Origin of the sequence: Halomarina pelagica (assembly GCF_024228315.1) — an archaeon.
Taxonomy (GTDB): Archaea; Halobacteriota; Halobacteria; order Halobacteriales; family Haloarculaceae; genus Halomarina; species Halomarina pelagica.
On the sequence record NZ_CP100454.1, the window covers coordinates 1,675,694 to 1,696,963 of the forward strand.

Here is a 21,270-nt window from a genome sequence, read left to right on the forward strand (position 1 = left end):
TCCCTCAGGCGGAGCTGAGGACGGCGACCGGGCAGGGGGCGTTCTTGATGATGTACTCGACGCGGTGGCCGAAGAACGCCCGTTCGGAGACGGGACGGATGCTCGACCCCATCAGGACCAGGTCGTGGCCCCCCTCCTCGATCAGCCGGAGCATCTCCTCTTCGGGCTCCTCGCGGGCGACGAAGACGCGCGTGCTCACCTCGACGCCCGTCCGCCGGCCGCGGTCGGCCGCCTCGTCGACGATCTCCTCGCCGAACTCGATCAGCGAGCGGACGTTCTGGTTCCGGCGGGCGACGAACCGGTCGTTTCGGCGGGGCGGGTCCACGTAGTGAACGATCTCTACCATCGCGTTCCGGTCGCGGGCGATGGCGAACGCGACCTCGGCGGCGTGACGGTTGTACTGCATCCCCGCCGTCGGGAGGAGGATGCGCTGGATCGGGTTCTCGTCGACGCCGTACCGACCGGTCGTCCGATCCTCGTGGGCGTCGACGACCATGACGGGGCACGGCGCGTTCACGACGATGCGGTCGACGGCGGCACCGAACAGCGGGTCGTTCGGCCGAGCGCCGCGCTCGGCTGCACCGAGCACGAGCAGGTCGTACCCCCGCTCGGCCTCCGCGAGGACGGTCTCGGTGGCCCCGGTCGTCTCCTCCCGGACGACGTTCCGGAGGTCGTTGTCGTCGTCGAGGGCCAGCCGTTCGGCCATCACCTCGAAGCAGCGTGCGGGGTCGTCCCGGGGGGACGGATCGCCGTCGGCGGCCGTCGCGACGTCGGCGGATGCGGAGGGGCTACCGCCGTCGGGCAGCAACCGCGCGAACCAGCCGCCGGAGGCGGAGCGACGGGAATCGGCGGCGGCCGCCCCCCGACGCGCGAGGTACATGTTGGTGACCTCGATCTCCTCGCCGCGGGTCATCAGTCCCACGAGGCGGGCGGCGAACTGCGAGTCCTCGCTCCCGCGCGTGGGGACGAGTACGCGCTTGAGGTTGGCGACGAAGTTCCGCTCGCGTTCGGCCTCGCGCTCCTCGTCGTCCATCTCGATCCTCGGCACCGTCCAGCGCAGCAGCGGCGGTGCCATGATCGAGGTGACGATGGCGACCATGACGACGATCGTGTACATCTCGCCGGTGAGGACGCCGAGGCTGAGGCCGATCGTGGCGATGATGATCTCCATCGCCCCGCGGGCGTTCATGCCCGCGCCGAGGCTGATCCCCTCCCACCGCGAGAGGCCGGCGGCCGCCGCGCCGAGGTACGTCCCGACGAACTTCCCGGCGATGGCGACGCCGAGCGCGGCCGTCCCGACCGCGAACACGGTCGGATCGAGCATGGCCGCGAGGTTCACCCGCAACCCCGCGGTGGCGAAGAAGATCGGCGCGAAGACGCCGACCGTGACGACCTCGAAGAGGTGTCGGGCCGAGCGGTCGAATCGCTTCACGTCGCCGACGAGGATGCCGACGACGAACGCGCCGAGCACCGCCTCGATGCCGAGGTAGTGGGTCAGGGAGCCGACGCCGAGCGCGAGCACCATCAGCGTCGTGATCTTCGCCGTGTCCCCGCCGACGGCGTTGTCGACGAAGCGGACGATACGCCTCGACAGGCGGCGTCCGAGGGTGAACGAGACGCCGAGGAAGACCAGCAGGATCAGGATCGTCTCCGCCGCCGACCCGAGGTCGACGACCCCGCTCCGCGCGAGGCCGGCGACGACCGACAGCATGATCCAGCCGAGGCTGTCGTTGATCATGCCCGACGCGAGCGTGATCTGCCCGATGTCGCGCCTGACGAGGTCCATGTCCATCAGCACCTTCGCGATGACCGGGATGGACGAGATGCTCATCGCGGTCGCGACGAACAGGCTGAACACCAGCCGCTGGTCGGGCGACACGAGGAACTCCGCGGGGAGAACGTACGCGAGTCCGAAGCCGAACGCGAACGGGACGGCGACTCCGCCGACGGCGACGCTCGTCGCGGACTTCGCCCGGGCGACGATGAGGTCGAGATCCGTCTCGAGACCCGTCAGCACGAGCAGCATCAGCAGCCCGATCCACGAGACGACTTCGAGCAGGTGGAACTGCTCGGCGGCGAGGGGAAAGATCGCCTCGAAGGCCCCCGGCGCGACCGTCCCGAGGACGGACGGACCGACGACGATGCCCGCCAACAGTTCGCCGACGACCGACGGGAGGTTCGCCTTCGTCGCCAGCACGCCCAGTCCGCGCGCGACCAGCAACAGCAGGAATAGCTGGACGAGCAGGACCAGCAGCGCGTGGTGATCGATCGGCTCGACCGCCTGTTGGATGGGGACCGACATCACGTCTCACCCACCGGTCGACGGAGACCCTGCCGGCCGCGTCGGGGCGGAACGGTCGCGGGACGGTTCTGCCGTGCGCTCCAGTGGACGTATCGGTGGGTGCGGTGAATCATGGTTCGGTAGGACGGCACGCGAGGGAGGGCCGTTCAGGCCGGTACCCTCGTCTGGGGTGCGTCAGCCGGGAAACCCGTCGAGCGAGCGACGGCGTCGGGACCCGGAGGTCGTTCCCCCGCCGGATCGTCCGACTCGACCGCCCCGGTGACGATGCTTCGCATGGTCTCGATCGCGAGCGACGAGCGACGCCCGTTCGAACGCGCTCGAACCGCTTCGCGACCACCTCTATGAAACGAATTGTGATAAAGAACGCGGTTAGATTGTCGATTTGGTATATTTATACCGATTTATTAATCAGATCGTCCCACATCGGAGGGCCGGAGCACCGCCTGGCGTCGTCGTACTCTCCCAGGAGCGTTCGCCTCTCGCCAGAGAGGCGACCCGGGAACTCGACGCCTACCCTTGCGAACTCACTCCTCGCTCCCGTCGGCCCGGACGAGGCGGTCGAGGACCGCATCGGAGGCCCGTTCGCCCGCCTGTACGCTCCAGAGGGTCGCGTAGAGGCCGCCGGCGGCGAGGAGGTCCTCGTGGGTGCCGCGCTCGACCACCCGGCCCTCTTCGAGGACGACGATCCCCTCGGCGTCCCTGATCGTCGACAGCCGGTGGGCGATGACGAGCGTCGTCCGGTCCTCGGTGAGCCGGTCGAGGGCGCGCTGGATGAGCACCTCCGTCTCGGTGTCCACGGCGCTCGTGGCCTCGTCGAGCACGAGGATCGGGGGGTTCTGGAGCACCGCCCGGGCGATGGAGATGCGCTGGCGCTGGCCCCCCGAGAGCTTCACGCCGCGCTCTCCCACCCGCGTGTCGTAGCCGTCCGGGAGGTTCTGGACGAACTCGTGTGCCTCGGCGGCCTTCGCGGCCGCCACGACCGCCTCGTCGTCCGCGTCGAACGCCCCGTAGGCGATGTTCTCCCGGACGGTGCCGTCGAAGAGGAACACGTCCTGGCTCACGTACCCGACGTTGGAGCGGAGCGCGTCGAGCGCGAGGTCGCGCACGTCGATCCCGTCGACGCGGATCGCCCCCTCGTCCACGTCGTACAGCCGGAGGAGGAGCTTCGCGGCGGTCGACTTGCCGGCTCCCGTGGGACCGACGAAGGCGACCGTCTCGCCCGGTTCGACGGCGAAGGAGAGGTCCTCGACGACGGACCGCCCGGGCAGGTACGCGAAGCCGACGCGGTCGTACTCGACCCGGCCCTCGACGCGCTCGGGGCGGACGGCGTCGGGGCGGTCGTGGACGGTGACGGGGCGCTCGACGAGGTCGACGATGCGCTCGCCGGAGGCGCGGGCGTTCTCGTAGGAGTTGACGATGCGCCCCGCCCCGGAGAGCGGTTCGACGAACCGCTGGGTCATGAACAGGAAGGTGACGAACTCGCCGACGAGCAGTTCGCCCGAGAACCCCGGCGGCGGGCCGACGACCAGCCAGTACCCGCCGAGGGCGAACGTCGCGGCGAACGAGAGACCGGCCAGGAGGTCCATCGACGGCTGGTAGAGGTACTCGAGCTTGGCGACCGACCAGGTCGTCAGGTAGTTCTCCCAGGAGGCGTCGCCCACGCGCTCGTTCTCGTAGCGCTCCGTGTTCGAGGTCTTGATCACCTCCATCCCGCTGAGGTTGTTCTCGATGCGCGTGTTGAGGTCGCCGATGCTCGCCCGGAGCGCGCGGTAGCGCGGTCGGATGGTGCGCATGAACCAGACCGTGAAGACCGCGAGGACGGGAACGCCGAGGAGCGTGACGGCGGCGAGCTGCGCGTTCAGGTAGAACAGCAGCGCGGCGATGCCGAGAACGGTCGCGAGCAACTGGAGCGCGCCGCTCACGGTCGAACCGAGGAACATCCGCAGGTTGCGCACGTCGTCGTTGAGGATCGCCATCACCTGCCCGGTCTGCTTGTCGTCGAAGAAGGCCATATCGAGTTCCTGCATCGCGCGGTAGGCGTCCACGCGGACGGCGTGCTGGATGCGGTTCGAGAACAGCGAGAGGCTCACCCCCTGCGTCCAGGTGAGCGCCCCGCCGACGACGAGCGACCCGAGGATGAGCGCGACCGAGAGCCACAGCTGCGTTCGCGGGTCGCCGGGGATCCACGCGGCCGGGACCAGCGGGAGGCGGTAGGGGACGTCCCTCGACGGGGTGAACAGCGCGTCGATGGCGACGCCGAGCACCAGCGGCGGGACGAGGCTCACGGCCCGGCCGACGATGCTCGTGACCACGCCGAGGACGAACAGCGGGAGTTCGGGGAGCGCGTAGCGGGCGAACAGGTCGCGCACGGGCGCGGCCAGCGGCGAGAAGTCGTCCCCGCTCACGGCGCGCGATCGCGGTCCCGACGCGACCCGGCGGTAGCGAATCCGTACGATGACATTAACGTCAGGTAAGCGCCGAGCGGATATGAGGGTCGCGGCGGGCGGAGCGGGCCGCCCCACGACGAACACCTAAGACCCTCGCGCGACCCGCGTGAGGCATGCGGTACCACGAATCGAGGGGCGATCCCGATGAGTGAATCGACGGACGACGCGACGGACGCGCCCCCCTCCCGCCTCGCGCGACTGCTGTTCGGCGGCGTCCTCGCGTTCATGGCGCTCGACAACTTCCGGAACCTGGAGGGGATGATCGGGTACGCGGAGGGGAACGGCGTGCCGAAGGCCGATCTCGCCGTTCCGTTCGCGAGCGGCGCGCTGCTGTCCGGGGGTGTCGGGATCGCGCTCTGGCGGCTACCGCGGCTGGCGGCGGGCGCGGTCGCGACGTTCTTCCTCGGCGTCACGCCGCTGATGCACGACTTCTGGAACCGCGAGGGCGAGGAGAAGCAGGCCCAGCAGATCCACTTCCTCAAGAACCTCGCGCCCCTCGGGGCGGCGATCGCCTTCCTCGTCCGCGGAGGGCGACGCTGTCGGACGTGACGAGTCCGGAGTCACGAAGCGGCGTTTCGAAGGCCCTAAGTACGCCATCGGAGTAGTCACGCCAACTCGCTGGCCGGACGGGCCCCAGCGGGCACCTGCGACCGCATCGGCGCAGGCCGGAATGTGGCGCGCGCGGTTCGTCGAACCGCCCTCGCGCTGAACCACCCGACGCCCGTCGGAGCACACTATGGCACGAAGCTTCTACTCCCACATCCGAGAGGCGTGGCAGAACCCGAAGGAAGGTAAGCTGGCCGAACTCCAGTGGCAGCGCCAGCAGGATTGGCGCGAGCAGGGCGCGATCGAGCGCGTCGAGCGCCCCACCCGGCTGGACAAGGCCCGCTCGCTCGGCTACAAGGCCAAGCAGGGCGTCGTCGTCGCGCGCGTCAGCGTCCGCAAGGGCGGCGCGCGCAAGCAGCGCTTCACGGCCGGCCGCCGCTCGAAGCGCCAGGGCGTCCGCAAGATCACCCGCAAGAAGAACCTCCAGCGCATCGCGGAGGAGCGCGCCTCGCGCAAGTTCCGCAACCTGCGCGTACTCAACTCCTACTGGGTGGGCGAGGACGGCTCCCAGAAGTGGTTCGAGGTGATCCTCCTCGACCCCGAGCACGGCGCGATCAGGAACGACGACGACCTCAACTGGATCTGTGACGACTCCCAGCGCGGTCGCGCCTTCCGCGGCAAGACCGGGGCGGGCCGCCGCGGCCGCGGGCTGAACAACCGCGGCACCGGCGCGGAGAAGTCCCGCCCCAGCGTTCGCGCGAACGACGGGCGCGGAAAGTAGGCACCGCCGCCGTCGTCCGTTCTCGGCGTTCTTCAGCCGCTCGCCAGCGGCGGCCGCGACCGCGCGCCTCGCGCACGACCGGCGTAGCAGTGATACTCCACCGCGCACGAGGGGCACGCATGAACCTCACCGAGGCGCTCGTTCCCGAGACGGACGGCGGCGCGCCGCTCGTCCCCGTCGTCGGCGCGGGCGGGAAGAAGACGGCGCTCTACGCCCTCGCGAACCTGCTCGACCGCGCGGTGGTGACCGCGACCGTCAGGATCCCGATCTTCGACGAACACGTCGCGCGCGTCGTCGTCACCGACGACCCGGCGGCGGCGGTCGAGTCGGCGGGACCGGAGGACTGGCCGCTCGGCGTCGTCCCCGAGCGGGAGGGCGACCGCTACCGCGGCTACGAGCCCGACGCCGTGAACGCGCTGGCCGAGCGTGATCTCGACGCCGTGCTCGTGAAGGCCGACGGCGCGCGCATGCGCGAGTTCAAGGCCCCCGGCGAGGACGAACCGCGGCTGCCCGACGGCGCGGACGCGGTCCTCGCCATCGCCAGCGTGCAGGTCGTCGGCCACCCGCTGACGGCGGAGTACGTCCACCGACCCGAGCGGGTCGCGGCGCTCACCGATCGCGACGTCGGCGACACCGTCCGTGCGGAGGACGTGGCGGCCGTGCTCGCGGACCCCGCGGGCGGGCGCAAGAACGTCCCCGACGACGCGACCGTGATCCCCGTGCTCAACAAGGTGGACGACGACGACTGGGAGCGGACCGCACGGACCGTCGCCCGGGGGGTCCACGAGCGGGCGGACGTGCCCTACGTGGCGCTCACGCGGTTGAACCGCGGCGAACTGGTCGCGACCGTCTAGGCGAGGCGCTCCGCGGCCGCCGCGAACTCCTCGCGGGTGTTCACGTTCTCGAACGTGTCGAGCGAGCCGCGCGCCCGGATCGCCGGTTCGTCGACGACGACGTAGTCCAGTTCGAACAGCGGGGCGACGATCCTGCGCTCGCCGCGTTCGAGGGCGGCGTCGCAGGCGTCCGCCATCGCCGCCGCCCGGTAGACGGCGTGGGTCGTCTGGAACCACTCGTCGTCCAGGCGGGGAACGGCGGCGTCGTACGGCCGCGTCCGCGCCTCGCCGTCCGCGCCCGCCTCGTCGGCGCGTCCCGCCGCCCGCTCGAACAGGTACCGGACCACGTCCGGTTCGACGAACGGCATGTCGCAGGCGACGGCGAACGCGTACTCGTCCTCGACGGCGCGGAGTCCGGTCCGGATACCGGCCATCGGCCCCTCGTCGGGCGTCTCGTCCACGGCGAACGCGACGGGGAGGGGGTATCCGTCGAGCGCCGCCCGGACGGCGGAGACCTGCCCCTCGCGGCAGTTGATCACGAGCGCGTCGACCGCCCCGACGAGGCGGTCCGCGACGCGGCGGATCATCGGCGTTCCGGCGAGGTCGGCGACGGCCTTGTCCGACTCGCCGAACCGCTCCGAACGGCCCCCGGCGAGGACGACGGCGGTCGGCATAGGGGGAGGTAGGCGGGCGCGCCGGTAAATCGCACGGGTAGTCCCCCTACAAGAACGTTTCGATTCTGGAGTGGAAACGAGGGGGTCGCGTCAGTCGTCGCCGGGTGCGCGCGCGCCGAGCGAGTCGGGGTCGGGGTCCGGTCCCGCGGGCGTGACGCGGACGCTCGTCACCTTGTACTCGGGGATCCCGCTGACCCGGTCGAACGTCTCCTTCGTGAGGCGGTTGACCGCGCCCGCGGCGAAGTGCATCGGGACGAACACGACGCCCACGTCGGGGCGGTCCGTCACCTGCGCCTTCACGACGATCTCCCCCTGTTTCGACTCGACGTGCACGTACTCGCCGTCGGCCACCCCGAGGCGCTCTGCGGTCTCCGGGTGGATCTCGACGAAGCTCTCGCCGACGTGGTGCATCAGCCCCTCGACGCGGCGGGTGAGCGTGCCCGTGTGCCAGTGATAGAGTACGCGCCCGGAGGTGAGCGTGAGCGGGTACTCCTCACTCGGGAGGTCGCCCGGCTCGCCCATGTCCGCGGAGACGAACCGCGCCTTCCCGTCCTCGAAGTTGAACTCGTCCTCGTAGAGGTAGGGGGTGCCGGGGTGGTCCTCGTCCGGGCAGGGCCACTGGAGGCCGTCGCCCCGCTCCTCGAGTCGGTCGTGGGTGATCCCGCCGTAGATCGGCACGAGGTCGTTGATCTCGTCCATCACCTCGCTCGTCGACTCGTAGCCCCACTCGACCCCCAGCCGGTTCGCGAGTTCCTGCAGGATGATCCAGTCGGGTTTCGCCTCGCCGGGCGCGTCCATCGCCCGCCGGACGAGCTGGACGCGGCGCTCCGTGTTGGTGAACGTGCCGTCCTTCTCGGCGAAGGTGGCGGCCGGGAGGACGACGTCTGCGAACTCGGCAGTCTCGGTGAGGAACACGTCCTGCACGACGAGGAAGTCGAGCGCGTCGAGCGCGTCCGCCGCGTGCGAGATGTCCGGCTCCGACAGCGCGGGGTTCTCGCCGACGACGTACATCCCGCGGACGTTCCCCTTCAGGGCCTCGGTGAACGTCTCGGGGACCTTCAGACCGACGTCGGACGGCGGGCGCGTCCCCCAGGCGCGCTCGAACGTGTCGAGCACGTCCTCGTCGTGGAGGTCCTGGTAGCCGGGGAGGGTGTGCGGGGCCGGCCCCATGTCGCCGCCGCCGCCCTGGACGTTGTTCTGTCCGCGGAACGGTGACAGCCCCGCCCCCGGCTTGCCGAGGTTGCCGGTGACGAGCGCGAGGTCCGCGAGCGCGAGGACGTTCTGCGTCCCGTGGCTGTGCTGGGTCATCCCCATGGCCCAGCCGAAGACGCAGGTATCGGCGGTCGCGATCGTCTCGGCCGCGTTCTTCAGCTCCTCGGGTGAGACGCCGGTCAGGCGCTCGACCTCCTCGGGCGTGAACGGCTCGACCTTCTCGCGCAGGTCGTCGAAGTTCCGGGTGCGCTCCTCCACGAACTCGGCGTCGTGGAGGTCCTCCTCGACGACGTACCGGATCATCCCGTTGATCCAGGCCACGTCGTAGCCGGGGCGGGTGCGGGTGTACTGGGTCGCGTGCTCCGCGATGCCGACCCTCCGCGGGTCGAAGACGAACAGGTCCGCCCCGTCGCGGACGTTCTGCTTGATCCGCGTGGCGAGGACGGGGTGGCTCTCGGTCGTGTTCGAGCCGGTGATGAGGTAACAGTCGGTCTCGCCGACGTCCTCGTTGATGCGGTTGGTCATCGCCCCGTAGCCGACCGTCTGCTGGAGCGCGGCGACCGTCGAGGAGTGACAGAGCCGCGCGCAGTTGTCGACGTTCTTCGTCCCGAGCACCTGCCGGGCGAACTTCTGGACGAGGTAGGCCTCCTCGTTGGTCCCCTTCGAGGAGGCGAAGCAGGCCATCGCGTCCGGTCCCGCATCGTCGACGATGCGCGCGAACTCCTCGGCGACGCGGGAGAGCGCCTCGTCCCAGGTGGCCTCCCGGAACTCGCCGTCCTCCCTGATCAGCGGCGTCTGGAGGCGCGTCTCGCGGTCGACGAACTCGTAGCCGAACTTCCCCTTCACGCACGTCGAGAAGTCGTTGACCGGGGCGTGGTCGGGGTCCGCGGGCTGGACGGCGAGGAACTCGCCGTCCTTCGCGTGTACCTCGAACCGACAGCCGACCGAGCAGTAGCCGCAGGTGGTCTCGGTCCGATCGACGCCTCCGAGCCTGACGTCGCTCACGGCGTCAGCGACGTCGAACAGCACGCCCTCCGGCATGGTGTTCGCCGCGACGTCCTCGGCGAGGTGCTCGACGCGCTGCCAGGCCGCGCCGCCGGCGTCCGTCGCGGCGTCGCGGGCGCGCTCGCGGGCCTTCGCCATGAACCGGGCCACCCCCTTGCGCTCCGACGCGTCGTCGGCAGCGGGGCTCGCGGGGGGGTCGTCCGCCGTCCGCGCGGGTTCGTGCTCGATGACCTTCCCGACGGAGTTCTTCTGGTCGAAGCCGGGGATCGGGAGGGTGGCGACGCCGTCGTAGCCCTTCTCGGTGAGCGAGCCGGTGGGGCAGACCGTCGCGCAGTGGCCGCAGGAGACGCACGTCGAGTCGGCCATCGTCTCCGCCTCGCTCTGGAAGCCGACGTGCGCGTCGTCGCCGGAACCCTCGATCCGGAGGACGCCCTCGACCTGGACGTCGTTGCACGCCTCGACGCAGCGGTTGCAGAGGATGCACTTGTTGCGGTCGATCTGGATGAACGAGGAGGTGTCGTCGATCGGCTCGTAGGCGTCGCGGTCGTCGAGGACGCCGTAGCGCGGGTGCCAGACGTCGTTCTCGATGGAGACGTCCTGGAGTTCGCACTGGCCGTTGGCGTTGCACGTCGTACAGCGGAGGTTGTGGTTCGACAGGACGAGGTCGAGGTTCACGTCGCGGGCCTCCTCCGCGTCGGGCGCGTCGGTGGCGATCGACAGGCCGTCTTCGGCGGGGAAACTGCACGACGGCACGAGGCCGTACTCCTCGGTCTCGACCATACAGGTGCGACACTCGGAGCGCGGGCCGATCTCGTCGCCCTGCTCGGTGTCCCGGTCGTAGTAGCACAGCGCGGGGACGTACCCCTCGGTGTCGACCGCGTTCACGGCGTCGATGAGCGTCGACCCCGGCGGGAGCGCGACGGGCGTCCCGTCGACGGTGACGGTCGCCATCCCCTCGCGCTCGCCGGACGCGCTCGGGGGGACGGCCCTCACCTCGGGGTCGTTCGCCGTGCCGGTGACGAAGTCCTCGGTCAGCGGCGTCTCGTGCTGCGGGTTCTCGACGGACGGTACGCGCGGTAGTGGTGGGTTGGTACTCACGAATCTCCCTCCTGGCAGGTTCCGCTGGGACAGCGACCGTTCGCGTGCGCGACGAACTCGGCCTCGAACGCCTCCATGGCCGTCGCGACGGGGCGGGCGGCGGTCTGCCCGAACGCGCAGGTGCTCGTCGTCCGCATCACCCGCGCGAGTTCGCGCAGCCCGTCGTCGGGGTAGTCGCCGTCGTAGACGTCGCGGAGGAGGTTCGTCAGCTGCTTCGACCCCTCGCGGCAGGGGACGCAGCGTCCGCAGTTCTCCTCCTGGGCGAAGCGAGCGCGCCGCCCGGCCGTGGCGACGACGCAGTTCGACTCGTCGAGCAACTCGACGACCCCCTCGGCACCGAGGTCGGCGGCGGCCAGCGCGGGGGCGCTGGGCGCGCAGTCGAGCGACCGGACGAGGCCGCCGAACTGCCCGCCGACGCACGCCATCTTGAACCGCCCGGGCATCGTCACGGCGTCGCGGACGGCGGCGAGCGACCCGCCGGTCGGGAGTTCGACGGTGGCCCGCGCCTCGACGTCGCCGGTCACGGTGAACAGGCGCGTGCCGGGGTCGGCGTCGTCGGGGTCGTACTCCCCGCCCGCCACGAGCGCGCGTCGCACGTGTGCGAACGTCCGCGGGGTGTGGACGACCGTCGGGCGACCGTGGAGACCGTGGACCTCCGGGCCGGGCGGGCGGAGTCGCGCCTCGAGCCTGTCCGCGCCCTCCATCGCCTCGAGCGCCATCGTCATCTCCCCCGCGATGAACCGGTCGGGACCGGCGACGACCTGCACCGCCTCGCCCGTCTCCTCGCGGAGCGCGCCCGCGGCCGCCTCGACGCGCTCGTGGAGGCGCTCGTCCGCCTCGTTGCAGTAGACGATCACGTCCGTCGCGTCGACGGCGCGGGCGACGGCGAGCGCGCCGTCGAGGACCGCGAGGGGCGCGCCCTCCAGCAGCACGCGGTCGGTCTCGTTGCGCCGGTCGGCCTCGTTCGCGTTCACGACGACGACCGGATCGCCGTCGGCGTCGCGGGCGGTGCGCCACGCGGGCGCGACGGGTTCGTCCGCGCGGCCGTCGCCGCGACCGCGTCCCAGCAGGCCGATCGCCCCGATCGCGTCGAGCGCCTCCCCGGGGTCGCGCTCGTCGAACGTCGGCGGGAGGTCCTCGACGCTCGCGGGGGCGACCCATCCGCAGGGACCGAGCACGCGCCGACGGCCGACCGAGAGCGGTCCGTCGTCGGGGACGGGCAGCGTCTCGCGGTCGGGTGCGTGCTCGACGACCGCGACGGCGTCGTCCGTGAGGAGGTCGCCCCCGTCGAGCGCCGCGGCGACCTCGCGGGCGCGGTCGGGCGTGCAGTTGGCGTGAAACGCGGTCCGGCCGTCGGCGGTCGCCGAGACCAGCGGGTCGAGTCCCCGGACGCCCGCGGATCCGACGGTGACGGCCGATCCTCCGATCGCCTCCCGCGCGGCGGCCGCGACGGCACCGTCCGCGTCGGCCACGCGGAGGACCGGAGCGCGACCGACGGCGGCAGTCGTCTCGTCCATACCTCGCGTCCGCGTGGCTCGGCTAAAAAAGGCACGCGTATAGGGGGTAGACAGGTCCCGGACGGTGAACGTCCCGCACCTAGAACGGCGGCGTCAGCGCGGGGGGGCGCCGTCGACGGGCGACGAGCAGGAGTCCCCCGGCGACGAGCGCCAGGACGAGCAGGCCGACGAACGAACGGAGCGCGGACATGCCCCGGGGTTCGTCCGCCGGGCAGTTATACTGTCGGCCCGGTTCGCGCGGACGCGGCGACGGGCGTGACTCGCCGCGGACCGAGGCGCGCGTTCGCCAAGGCGCGACCGGCCACGACGGCGGCGGAGGAGGGGGAGCGCCGTCGGATATTTACCCGGAGAAGTGGTACGAGGTGGCACGCCATGACCGTCGAAGGGGGGGACGCCGAAGAGGGAACGGTACCGGTGACGGTCGTCACCGGCGCGCTCGGGGCGGGCAAGACGACGCTCGTCAACCGCCTGCTGACCGCGCCCGGCGACCGGCGGATCGCGCTGATCGTCAACGACGTGGGGGAGGTCAACGTCGACGCCGAACTCGTCGAGGCCGAGGAGGACGGCATCGTCGACCTCTCGAACGGCTGTATCTGCTGTCGCCTGCGCGACGACCTCGTCACGGAGGCGGCGCGGCTGGCCCGCGAGCGGACGTTCGACTACCTCGTGATCGAGGCCTCCGGGATCAGCGAACCCGTTCCCATCGCGCGGACGCTCACCGTCGGATCCGAGGACGGGCCGGACCCCGCCGACGACTACCGCCTCGACACCGTGGTGACGGTCGTCGACGCCTACGGCTTCTGGAAGGAGTTCGACGCGGGCGCGGACCTCCCGCCCGGCCACGACCCCGACCGCCCGCTCGCGGACGTACTCGTCGACGGGATCGAGTTCTGCGACGTGCTCCTGCTCAACAAGTGCGACATGGTACCTGACGACGTGCTCGAGGAGATCGAGGCCGTGATCCGGCGGCTCCAGCCCCGCGCGGCGCTGCACCGGACGACTCACTCGGACGTCCCGCCCGACGCCGTACTCGGAACCGGGCGGTTCGACTTCGAGGCGGCGAGCCGCGAGCAGGGCTGGAAGCGCGAACTCGCTGGGGGCGGGCGCGATGACGGGGGCGGTGACGATCACGGGTACGACGGCGGGCACGGGCACGGGGACGGTCACGACCACGACCGTGATCGCTCCGCAGCCGAGGCCCACGGCGTCGAGTCGTTCGTCTACGAGCGCGACCGCCCGTTCCACTCCCGGCGCTTCGCCGACTGGCTCGACGACTGGGACGGTGCGATCGTCCGCGCGAAGGGCTTCTGCTGGCTCGCGAGTCGTCCGGAGGAGGTGATCGGGCTGAACCAGGCCGGGCCGTCGCTGCGCGTCGGTCCCATCGGCGAGTGGGGCGAGGACGACCCCGTCACGCGGCTGGTGTTCATCGGCAGTGACCTCGATCCGGAGCGACGGCGGACGGAACTCGACGCGTGTCTGCTCGGGGCGGACGAGCGCGACGTCGCGGCCGACGCGGATCCCTTCCCGCGCGAGACGCTGTTGAAGTGACCCCCTCAGCGCGACGCGCCCGGTCCGACCTGCTCGCGCAGTTCCTCGTAGGACTCGTGGAAACCGTAGGTCGCCTCGCTCCTCCCGCCGACCGCGTTCTGGTAGACCTCGTCGTACTGGAGGAGCGCGGACCAGCCCTCCCCGACGTTACAGTAGAGGCACACGATCGGAGATACCGTCGAGCGGGGGGATAACGGTTGTGGTGGCCGCAGCCTGTTGTTGACGGCCGGACGCGAATCTGTCGTTGAGATCGGTCGGGACTCTCGTTGCGGTAGGATAAACTAATCGTAAAGAGAGATGCATCACTATAGATAAGGCGTTCCCTCCAACAGAAGAGTTGCTTTATCGGGATAATTCAAAATGTGTATGAAAGTGCGACTGAACCGACGCCAAGTGCTTAGAGCGGTAGCGCTGTCGACGCTCGGCAGTACCAGCGGTTGTCAAGAATTACTGGGCAATAACGACACACCGAATCGGGCAGACGCACAGAGTGATGCTGTCCTGGTTCGAGACGCCAACGTCGCGGACTGGTCGCCTCCGACCGACGCAGACTGGCCGATGACGGGGTACGATCCCGGCCGTACGTTCTCAACACCAGCGGACGGTCCGAAGGGACCCCCTTCGGTAGAGTGGCGAACCCATCTCGATCGAACTCGTGACTCCGAGCAACCGATCGTACGAGGCGAACGGCTCTACGTCGCGCGGGCGGATCGGCTCGTTTCTCTCGATGCCGTCAGTGGTGAACAGTACTGGTCCGTCCCAATCCTTCCTGAGGGGAACCAACCGCCACAACACGCGGCCGCATCCCAGAACACGTTGTTTACCGAACAGTTCCGCGTGTCCGCGACCGAGGGAGCGAAACGGTGGACGAAGACGGAACCGTCGTACGTCGATCTGATGGTTGTCGATGACCTGCTCATCGCGGCGCGCGTCCCGGACGTTGCCGTACAACTCAATCCCGAGAACGGAAAGATACTCTACGAGTACGGTCTCGCAAAAGCTGTCGCCGACGGTGGCGTCCTCTACGGTGAAGACGCGAGCGGTTCAGGACGTCTCGTCGGAGTCACTGTCACATCCGCCGAACCGGCGTTCGAGGCGTCCGTCGATCTCGATCCCTACCAGCTGATGGCTACTGACGGGGTTCTATGCGGGGTTTTCAAGAGCCTCCCGGCAAACGACGTGTACCTCCAGGCGTTCGACGTCAAGAGCGGCGAACGCCTCTACCGGCGCGATCTCGATGTTCACATCAGCGACGCCGAACGGATCGCGCTCACCGACGACGCGCTGTACGTACTCGGTGAACGACTCTACTCGTTCAGTCCGACGTCAGGGGAGGAACAGTGGACGTACGCGCCCTCGTCCAGCGGGGTAACGCGAATCGTCGCGGATCGCTCCGCAGTGTACCTCTGCACGGCGGATGCTATCGTCGCGGTCGCTCACGACGGAACGGAGCGCTGGGAGCGGAAGCTTCGATCTCGCCCGCTCGCCGCCCCGATCGTGGCTGGTGGGAGACTCCTCGTATCGACGGAGACAGACATTCTCGCGTTTTCGTGACTGTCTAGAACTGTTTCTGTCCGAGAGTCAAGTAAATATCGTAACAAAACATATATGGTATGCTTTCAATCGAAGATTCCACCTGCGATTCGATCGTACGATGCTGGCAAAAATAACTATGACGCAATAAACGGCGATTATACTTGGGATTGGAAAGGCGATCTGAAGAGTGCCATCGACAAAGACGAACCGTTCATACTGAACATGAACGGTGGGGGGAGAAACAGGATAAAAGCGGCGAAGGATACGGCGACCACAGCGTTGCAACCATCGGATACGACGAGCGTTCCGACGGATTGTACTGGGCAGTCCATGACGGCTGGGTTGACTATCGGCGATGGCTTCAGAACGATAACTGGGAAGATGTACTCCCAACGTTTATTTGGCAAGCGTAGCCAAGACCGAGGTATATTACCGACACAGCTGTTCCGTTTACACGGGAACCACGGTTCACTTCTAAATAAAGTACAGAGACCACCGCTACGGTTCGAGCAACACCTTCGTGACGCCCTCCTCGCGCTCGTCGAACCGCTCGTACATCTCGGGCGCGCGGTCGAGGCCGACGCGGTGTGAGACGACGAAGCTCGGGTCGGCGCGTCCCTCGATGATGAGGTCGCGCAGTTGCCGGTTGTACTGCTTGACGTTGCACTGGCCCGTTCCGAGGCGCAGGCCCTTCTCGAACAGCTTCCCGAAGTCGATGCCGAGCCGGCCCTGGGCGGCCATCTCGTCGGGCGCGCCGGGGTCCTGCGGGACGTACAGGCCCGGGATCCCCAGCTGACCCGTCGGGCGGACGGTCTGGATGAGCTGGTTGAGTACGACCGCCGGGTTCTCCCGGGCGGGGTCGTAGGCCTCGTCGCCGGGGTCGGTGTCCGGGTCGATGGCCTGGTAGCCGACGGCGTCCACGCCGCGGTCGACGCCGTCGCCGTGGGCCTCCTTGATCTGCTCGACCGGGTCGGCCTCCTCGAAGTTGATCGGCGTGGCGTCGCAGTGATCGACCGCCAGGTCGAGTCGGCTCTCGACGCGGTCGACGACGTAGATCTCGGCGGCCCCCTTGATCTTCGCGCTGTAGGCGGCCATCAGCCCCACCGGCCCCGCGCCGAAGATGGCGATGGACTCGCCGGGCTGGAGGCCCGCGAGTTCGGTCCCGTGCCAGCCGGTCGGGAAGATGTCCGCCAGCAGGGCGAAGGAGTCCTCGTGCTCGTTCCCCTCCGGGAGCTTCAGCGCGTTGAAGTCGGCGTAGGGCACGCGGAGCTTCTCGGCCTGCCCGCCCTTGTACGGACCCATCGCGACGTAGCCGTACGCGCCCCCGGCGAAGCCGGGGTTGACGTTCGTACAGAAGCCGGTGAAGCCGTTCTCGCAGTTGCGACAGTGGCCGCAGGCGACGTTGAAGGGGAGGACGATCCGATCGCCCTCTTCCAGCGTCTCGACGCCCTCGCCGACCTCCGTGACGGTCCCCATGTTCTCGTGACCGAAGACGATCCCCGGTTCGGCGGACGTCCGCCCCTCGTACATGTGCAGGTCGGACCCGCAGATGGCCGTCGTCGTGATGTCGATTATCGCGTCGTTCGGGCTCTCGAGTTCCGGTTCGTCCACTTCCTCCACCGCGACGTCGTGCGGTCCCTGGTATACGACCGCGTCCATTGTCATCGAATTACACCCCGCCTCACACCACACCGCACGGCTCCTTACTCGTTTTTCAGTGATAGGTTGACTGTAACTCTGTGAAGGCAATCAGCGACGCCGCTCTCACTCGCCGATCGTGGTGCCGGTCGTCGCTTCGAGGTGTTTGACGAGCGCCGCCACGTCCTCCCCGCCGAACCCGAGCGCCCGGGTCGCGCCGACGGCCTCCCGCGTCGCGGCGGTCGCCGGCAGGGGGACCTCGGCGTCGCCCGCCGCGTCGAGCGCCAGCGAGAGGTCCTTGAACAGGAGGTCGACCGGGAACTGCGGATCGAACGATCGCTCCCGGACGGCGTCGCCCTTGACCGCGAACAGGGGCGCGCCGAGGACGCCGTCGTCGATCACGTCGAGCACCGTGTCGAGCGGGAGGTCGTGGGCGGTCCCGAAGGCGAGGGCCTCGGCGAACGCCTCCATCAAGTTCCCGAGCAACAGGTTCGTCGTGAGTTTCATGGTAGTCCCCTGACCGACCGCGCCGCAGTCGAACACCGACGACCCGATCGCGTCGAGCGGGTCGCGGACGGCGGCGATCGCGTCGTCGTCGCCCGAGGCCAGCACGACGAGGTCGCCCTCCTCGGCCGGGCCGACCGTCCCGAGGACGGGCGCGTCCACGTACCGGCCGCCGGCGTCCGCCACCGCCGTCGCCGCGGCCGTCGTCGCGTCGTGCGAGACGGTGCTCGTGTTCACGACGACGGTGCCCTCCGCGAGTCCCTCGACGATACTCTCCTCGCCCGTGACCACCGCGCGGAGCGCCTCGGGACCGGTCACCATCACGAAGACGGCGTCCGCCTCGGCCGCGACGGCGGCCGGGGACTCCCGAACCGCGTGTCCCGCCTCGGCGAAGGGTTCCGTTCGCGCTTCGGTGCGGTTGTAGACGACGAGTGGGTGGCCCGCGTCCGCGAGGGTCCGGGCCATCGGCGCGCCCATCGCGCCGAGGCCGACGAAGCCGACTGTCTGCATGTAAACGCGGTACGCGCTCGCGGGGCTTGTACGCTCGGTCGACGGTGGCGGGCGCAAGCTATATTCTCTGTGACTCGAATACATAGTTATCGATGGCCGCCCGCCTCCCCCTCTGGCGCGTGACGCGCACCGCCCGCGCCCGACGGCTGTACGAGTGGCTGGCGGCGCGGGGCGTCACCGGGGCCCGCATGTACCAGTACGTCCGCGACCTGGACGACGACGTTCCCGCGCCGTCGCCCCCCGAGAGGGTGACGCTCGCGTTCGAGGGCGGTGCGCCCCCCGAACTCGAACGGCTCGACGGTGATCTCGCGCGGGACGACCTCGTCCTCGTCGCCCGAAGCGGCGACGAACTCGCCGGGCAGGTGGTCGTCAGCGTGGGACGGCCGGTCCGCGTCCCGCCGCTCGACGCGACGGTACGCACGGACGGGGCGTACCTCTGGCGGCTCTACGTCCCGCCCGCCCACCGCGACTGCGGTATCGCCACGGCGCTCGTCTCGGCGGGCGTCCGGGCGGCCCGCGAGCGCGGAGCGGACCGCGCTTCGGCGCTCGTCGCCACGGACAACCGGCCGTCGCAGTGGGTGTTCGAGGCCAACGGCTTCGAGGCGCGGACGCTCCACACGTACTACCGCCTCGGCGGACTGAGCCACCGAGGGCGGACGGACGCGACGGGAAGGTAATAAATATAATAGACAATAAGTAAATACCTTACACGGAATATTTATATCCCAGTTCGTCGCAGGCGTGACTGTACGCGATGTCCGACGAAATCGGGTCGGCGGTCCGGCGGGTCGTGACGCGGGTCGACCGGCGAGGGCCGCGCTTCGAGCGGGAGAACGTCCTCCGGCGGCTGACCGTCGCGGACTACATCAGTCTCGTGGCGCTCTTCTGGGGGTGGGCGAGCGCCGTCCTGTTCCTCACGGGCGAGCCGAACTGGGCCGTGCTGGCGATGCTCGGCGGGTACGGGTTCGACAAGCTCGACGGCTACTGGGCGCGCCGCTCGGGCGTCAGTTCGGCGTTCGGCCGGCAGATCGACTCCTTCATCGACGTCTTCGTCTACCTCGTGAGCGCGGCGCTCCTCTATCACTACGCGCTCGCGCCGAACGTCTACGCCAGCCTCGTCGTGGGCTTTCTCGTGGTCGCGTTCGGTGGCCTCCGGCTCGTGCGCCACAACGACGAGGGGTTCATCGCGGAGGGCGGGACGAGCTACTACCGGGGGACGACCGTCGTGCACACGAACCTCGCGGCGGTCGGCTGCTACCTCGCGGCGGCGTTCACCGGGATCCCGAACGGCTGGCTCGCCGGCGCGCTCCTCGTCCTCGTCAGCCCGCTGATGGTGTCCGACTACCGCGCGCCGAAGACCGACCGCAGCCACGTCCTGGCCGCGCTCGCGGCGCTGACCGTCGCCGCCGGCTGCCTCTACCTGGAGGTCGGCGCGTAGATGACGCGGCGACTCGCCGTCGACCCGCACGTGCACTCGGCGGGGTCCTACGACGCGACGGGGACGGTCGAGGAGATCCTCACGGGGGCGAGCGCGGCCGGTCTCGACGCGCTCGCCGTGACGGACCACGACGCCATCGAGCGGTCCCTGCGGGCGGTCGAACTCGCCCCCTCCTACGGGCTGCTCGCGCTCCCGGGGGTCGAGGTGTCGACCGCCGACGGACACCTGCTCGCGCTCGGCGTCGACCGGCGGCCGCCGGCCGGCGAACCGCTCGCGCGCACCGTCGAGCGCGTCCGCGAGCGGGGGGGCGTCGCGGTCGTCCCCCACCCGTTCGAGCGGCTCCGCCACGGCGCACCGGCGGCCGCCATCGACGACTGCGACGGCGTCGAGACGTACAACGCCTGTTCGCTCCTGTCCGTCCGGCGACGGGCCGCCCGTCGCTTCGCCGCGGAGCGGGGCCACGCGCGCATCGGTGGGAGCGACGCCCACACGCCCGCGATGGTCGGGCGGGCGTACACCGAGGTGCTCGTCGAGACGGCGGCCGCGACACCCGACGAGGTGTCCGCCGACGCGGTGCTCGATGCGATACGACGCGGCGCGACCCGCGTTCGCGGACGGCGGACGCCCGTCCGGCGGTTCGTCCGGAAGTACGCGACGAACGCCCGCCTGAAGACGGGCGCGCTGTTCGCGCGCCGGGGCGTGACGCTCACGCGCCGGTGACCGCGCGGACGGCGAACGGCCGGGTCACTCGACGGTCCGGGAGAAGGCGTCGACGGTCACGTCCACGCCGCAGACGACGCAGCCGCCGTCGAGGATCAGCTCTCGGACGTCGACGTCGACGACGGTACGCACGTCACACCGGTGACAGCTGAATTCGAATTTCGGTGGCACGGTTTCGCGCCAGTAGTCGATGGGGTGGGAGGGGAAGACACCGAGCCCACTATTTGCGGGGCGTTGATGCCGCGGGCGAGGGGACGCCGCCGGGACGACCGCCGCGGAGGCGCTACTCGACCAGCAGCGCGTCGAGCAGTTTCGTCTGTGCCGCCGCGAGGTGCTCTGCGAGCGTCGCACGGTTCACCCCCAGGGCGTCGGCGACTTCGCCCGCGTTCGCCCCCTTCGGGTGCGAGAAGTACCCCATCTCGTGGGCGGTCTCCAGCACGTCAGCCTGTCGGTCGGTGAGCGCGTCGCGGTCGACGAGCACGAGTTCGCCCGAGTCGGAGGGACACTCAGAGCGCGTGAGACGACGGACGGCGACGCCGTCGAACGCGGCGCGCAGGTCGCCGATGATCTCCCGGAGCGATTCGAGATCCGGCGCGTAGAAACTCACGAGGAGGGCACCGTCTCGCGCGCGCACGTCGCGGACCGGACAGTCGTGGGACTCGATCCGTTCGCAGACGCACCCCTGACCGCGTTCGCGGGCGAGGCGGTAGACGCTCTCGGCGTCGTACCTGAACACCTCGTCCGCGTCGACGGTGGCGTCCTCCGAGGCGGTGAACTCCTCGGTGACCGAGGTTCCGGACGCGGAGACGCTCCTGGAGACGGCCCCGACGGGCGACACCTCCCGCGAGACGGCCGCGACCTGACACGTCGGGGGACGCTCGATCCGCATCTCCGCGTAGATACCGGACCGCATCACGTCGACGCTCTCCCAGCGAGTACAAGCGTGTTGTCCCGAAGGTGT

18 protein-coding genes are annotated in these 21,270 nt (G+C 69.8%); 8 read left to right on the top strand and 10 right to left on the bottom strand.

Annotated elements, in window-relative coordinates:
- Positions 1-4 precede the first annotated feature (4 nt).
- Together NKI68_RS08700 and NKI68_RS08705 are read right to left on the bottom strand one after the other, a co-directional pair.
- Positions 5-2,302, bottom strand: coding sequence for a cation:proton antiporter domain-containing protein (locus tag NKI68_RS08700; protein ID WP_254546322.1), 2,298 nt, complete (start codon positions 2,300-2,302; stop codon positions 5-7).
- Positions 2,303-2,826: 524 nt separating this feature from the next.
- Positions 2,827-4,707, bottom strand: coding sequence for an ABC transporter ATP-binding protein (locus NKI68_RS08705; RefSeq protein ID WP_254546323.1), 1,881 nt, complete (start codon positions 4,705-4,707; stop codon positions 2,827-2,829).
- Between the two features lie 186 nt (positions 4,708-4,893).
- On the opposite strand from NKI68_RS08705, the gene NKI68_RS08710 reads away from it, so the two are divergent.
- From NKI68_RS08710 to yqeC, 3 genes are all read left to right on the top strand, one after another.
- On the top strand, positions 4,894-5,298 hold the full coding sequence (locus NKI68_RS08710; RefSeq protein WP_254546324.1) for a DoxX family protein: 405 nt from the start codon (positions 4,894-4,896) through the stop codon (positions 5,296-5,298).
- 187 nt (positions 5,299-5,485) lie between these two features.
- The gene (locus NKI68_RS08715; protein ID WP_254546325.1) at positions 5,486-6,076 is read left to right on the top strand and encodes a 50S ribosomal protein L15e; all 591 of its coding nucleotides are present in this window, start codon (positions 5,486-5,488) and stop codon (positions 6,074-6,076) included.
- A gap of 119 nt (positions 6,077-6,195) precedes the next feature.
- A complete protein-coding gene (gene yqeC, locus NKI68_RS08720; protein ID WP_254546326.1) occupies positions 6,196-6,930 on the top strand; it encodes a selenium cofactor biosynthesis protein YqeC in 735 nt (244 codons plus the stop codon).
- Here yqeC and NKI68_RS08725 read toward each other — a convergent pair.
- From NKI68_RS08725 to NKI68_RS08735, 3 genes are all read right to left on the bottom strand, one after another.
- On the bottom strand, positions 6,927-7,583 hold the full coding sequence (locus NKI68_RS08725) for a molybdenum cofactor guanylyltransferase (protein WP_254546327.1): 657 nt from the start codon (positions 7,581-7,583) through the stop codon (positions 6,927-6,929). The genes yqeC and NKI68_RS08725 overlap by 4 nt on opposite strands.
- 90 nt (positions 7,584-7,673) lie before the next feature.
- Positions 7,674-10,898: a formate dehydrogenase subunit alpha gene (gene fdhF, locus NKI68_RS08730; RefSeq protein ID WP_254546328.1), complete on the bottom strand. Its 3,225-nt coding sequence runs from the start codon at positions 10,896-10,898 to the stop codon at positions 7,674-7,676.
- On the bottom strand, positions 10,895-12,415 hold the full coding sequence (locus tag NKI68_RS08735) for an NADH-ubiquinone oxidoreductase-F iron-sulfur binding region domain-containing protein (RefSeq protein WP_254546329.1): 1,521 nt from the start codon (positions 12,413-12,415) through the stop codon (positions 10,895-10,897). The genes fdhF and NKI68_RS08735 overlap by 4 nt, the downstream gene beginning before the upstream one ends.
- A 372-nt stretch (positions 12,416-12,787) precedes the next feature.
- Here NKI68_RS08735 and NKI68_RS08740 point away from each other — a divergent pair, with 372 nt between their 5' ends.
- Complete coding sequence (locus tag NKI68_RS08740; RefSeq protein WP_254546330.1) at positions 12,788-13,963, top strand: CobW family GTP-binding protein; 1,176 nt, start codon at positions 12,788-12,790, stop codon at positions 13,961-13,963.
- Positions 13,964-13,968: 5 nt separating this feature from the next.
- Here NKI68_RS08740 and NKI68_RS08745 read toward each other — a convergent pair whose 3' ends face one another.
- Positions 13,969-14,127: a hypothetical protein gene (locus NKI68_RS08745; RefSeq protein WP_254546331.1), complete on the bottom strand. Its 159-nt coding sequence runs from the start codon at positions 14,125-14,127 to the stop codon at positions 13,969-13,971.
- A 394-nt stretch (positions 14,128-14,521) separates the two neighbouring features.
- Here NKI68_RS08745 and NKI68_RS08750 point away from each other — a divergent pair, with 394 nt between their 5' ends.
- The gene (locus NKI68_RS08750) at positions 14,522-15,517 is read left to right on the top strand and encodes an outer membrane protein assembly factor BamB family protein (RefSeq protein WP_254546332.1); all 996 of its coding nucleotides are present in this window, start codon (positions 14,522-14,524) and stop codon (positions 15,515-15,517) included.
- A gap of 480 nt (positions 15,518-15,997) precedes the next feature.
- Here the strand turns inward: NKI68_RS08750 and NKI68_RS08755 are convergent, their stop codons facing one another.
- Positions 15,998-17,158, bottom strand: coding sequence for a glutathione-independent formaldehyde dehydrogenase (locus tag NKI68_RS08755; protein ID WP_254546511.1), 1,161 nt, complete (start codon positions 17,156-17,158; stop codon positions 15,998-16,000).
- Between the two features lie 105 nt (positions 17,159-17,263).
- Positions 17,264-18,235, bottom strand: coding sequence for an NAD(P)-dependent oxidoreductase (locus NKI68_RS08760; RefSeq protein WP_256562686.1), 972 nt, complete (start codon positions 18,233-18,235; stop codon positions 17,264-17,266).
- An 8-nt stretch (positions 18,236-18,243) separates the two neighbouring features.
- Between NKI68_RS08760 and NKI68_RS08765 the strand changes: the two genes are divergently transcribed.
- From NKI68_RS08765 to NKI68_RS08775, 3 genes are all read left to right on the top strand, one after another.
- Entirely contained in the window at positions 18,244-18,828 is a 585-nt protein-coding gene (locus tag NKI68_RS08765) for a GNAT family N-acetyltransferase (protein ID WP_254546334.1), read from the top strand.
- A gap of 77 nt (positions 18,829-18,905) precedes the next feature.
- Complete coding sequence (locus NKI68_RS08770) at positions 18,906-19,589, top strand: CDP-alcohol phosphatidyltransferase family protein (protein WP_254546335.1); 684 nt, start codon at positions 18,906-18,908, stop codon at positions 19,587-19,589.
- Entirely contained in the window at positions 19,590-20,309 is a 720-nt protein-coding gene (locus NKI68_RS08775) for a CehA/McbA family metallohydrolase (RefSeq protein ID WP_254546336.1), read from the top strand.
- Positions 20,310-20,333: 24 nt separating this feature from the next.
- Here NKI68_RS08775 and NKI68_RS23930 read toward each other — a convergent pair whose 3' ends face one another.
- Both NKI68_RS23930 and NKI68_RS08780 read right to left on the bottom strand, forming a co-directional pair.
- The gene (locus NKI68_RS23930; RefSeq protein ID WP_438267800.1) at positions 20,334-20,660 is read right to left on the bottom strand and encodes a DUF7560 family zinc ribbon protein; all 327 of its coding nucleotides are present in this window, start codon (positions 20,658-20,660) and stop codon (positions 20,334-20,336) included.
- Positions 20,593-21,222, bottom strand: coding sequence for a helix-turn-helix domain-containing protein (locus NKI68_RS08780; protein ID WP_254546337.1), 630 nt, complete (start codon positions 21,220-21,222; stop codon positions 20,593-20,595). Before NKI68_RS08780 ends, NKI68_RS23930 begins: the two co-directional genes overlap by 68 nt.
- Between the last annotated feature and the right edge of the window lie 48 nt (positions 21,223-21,270).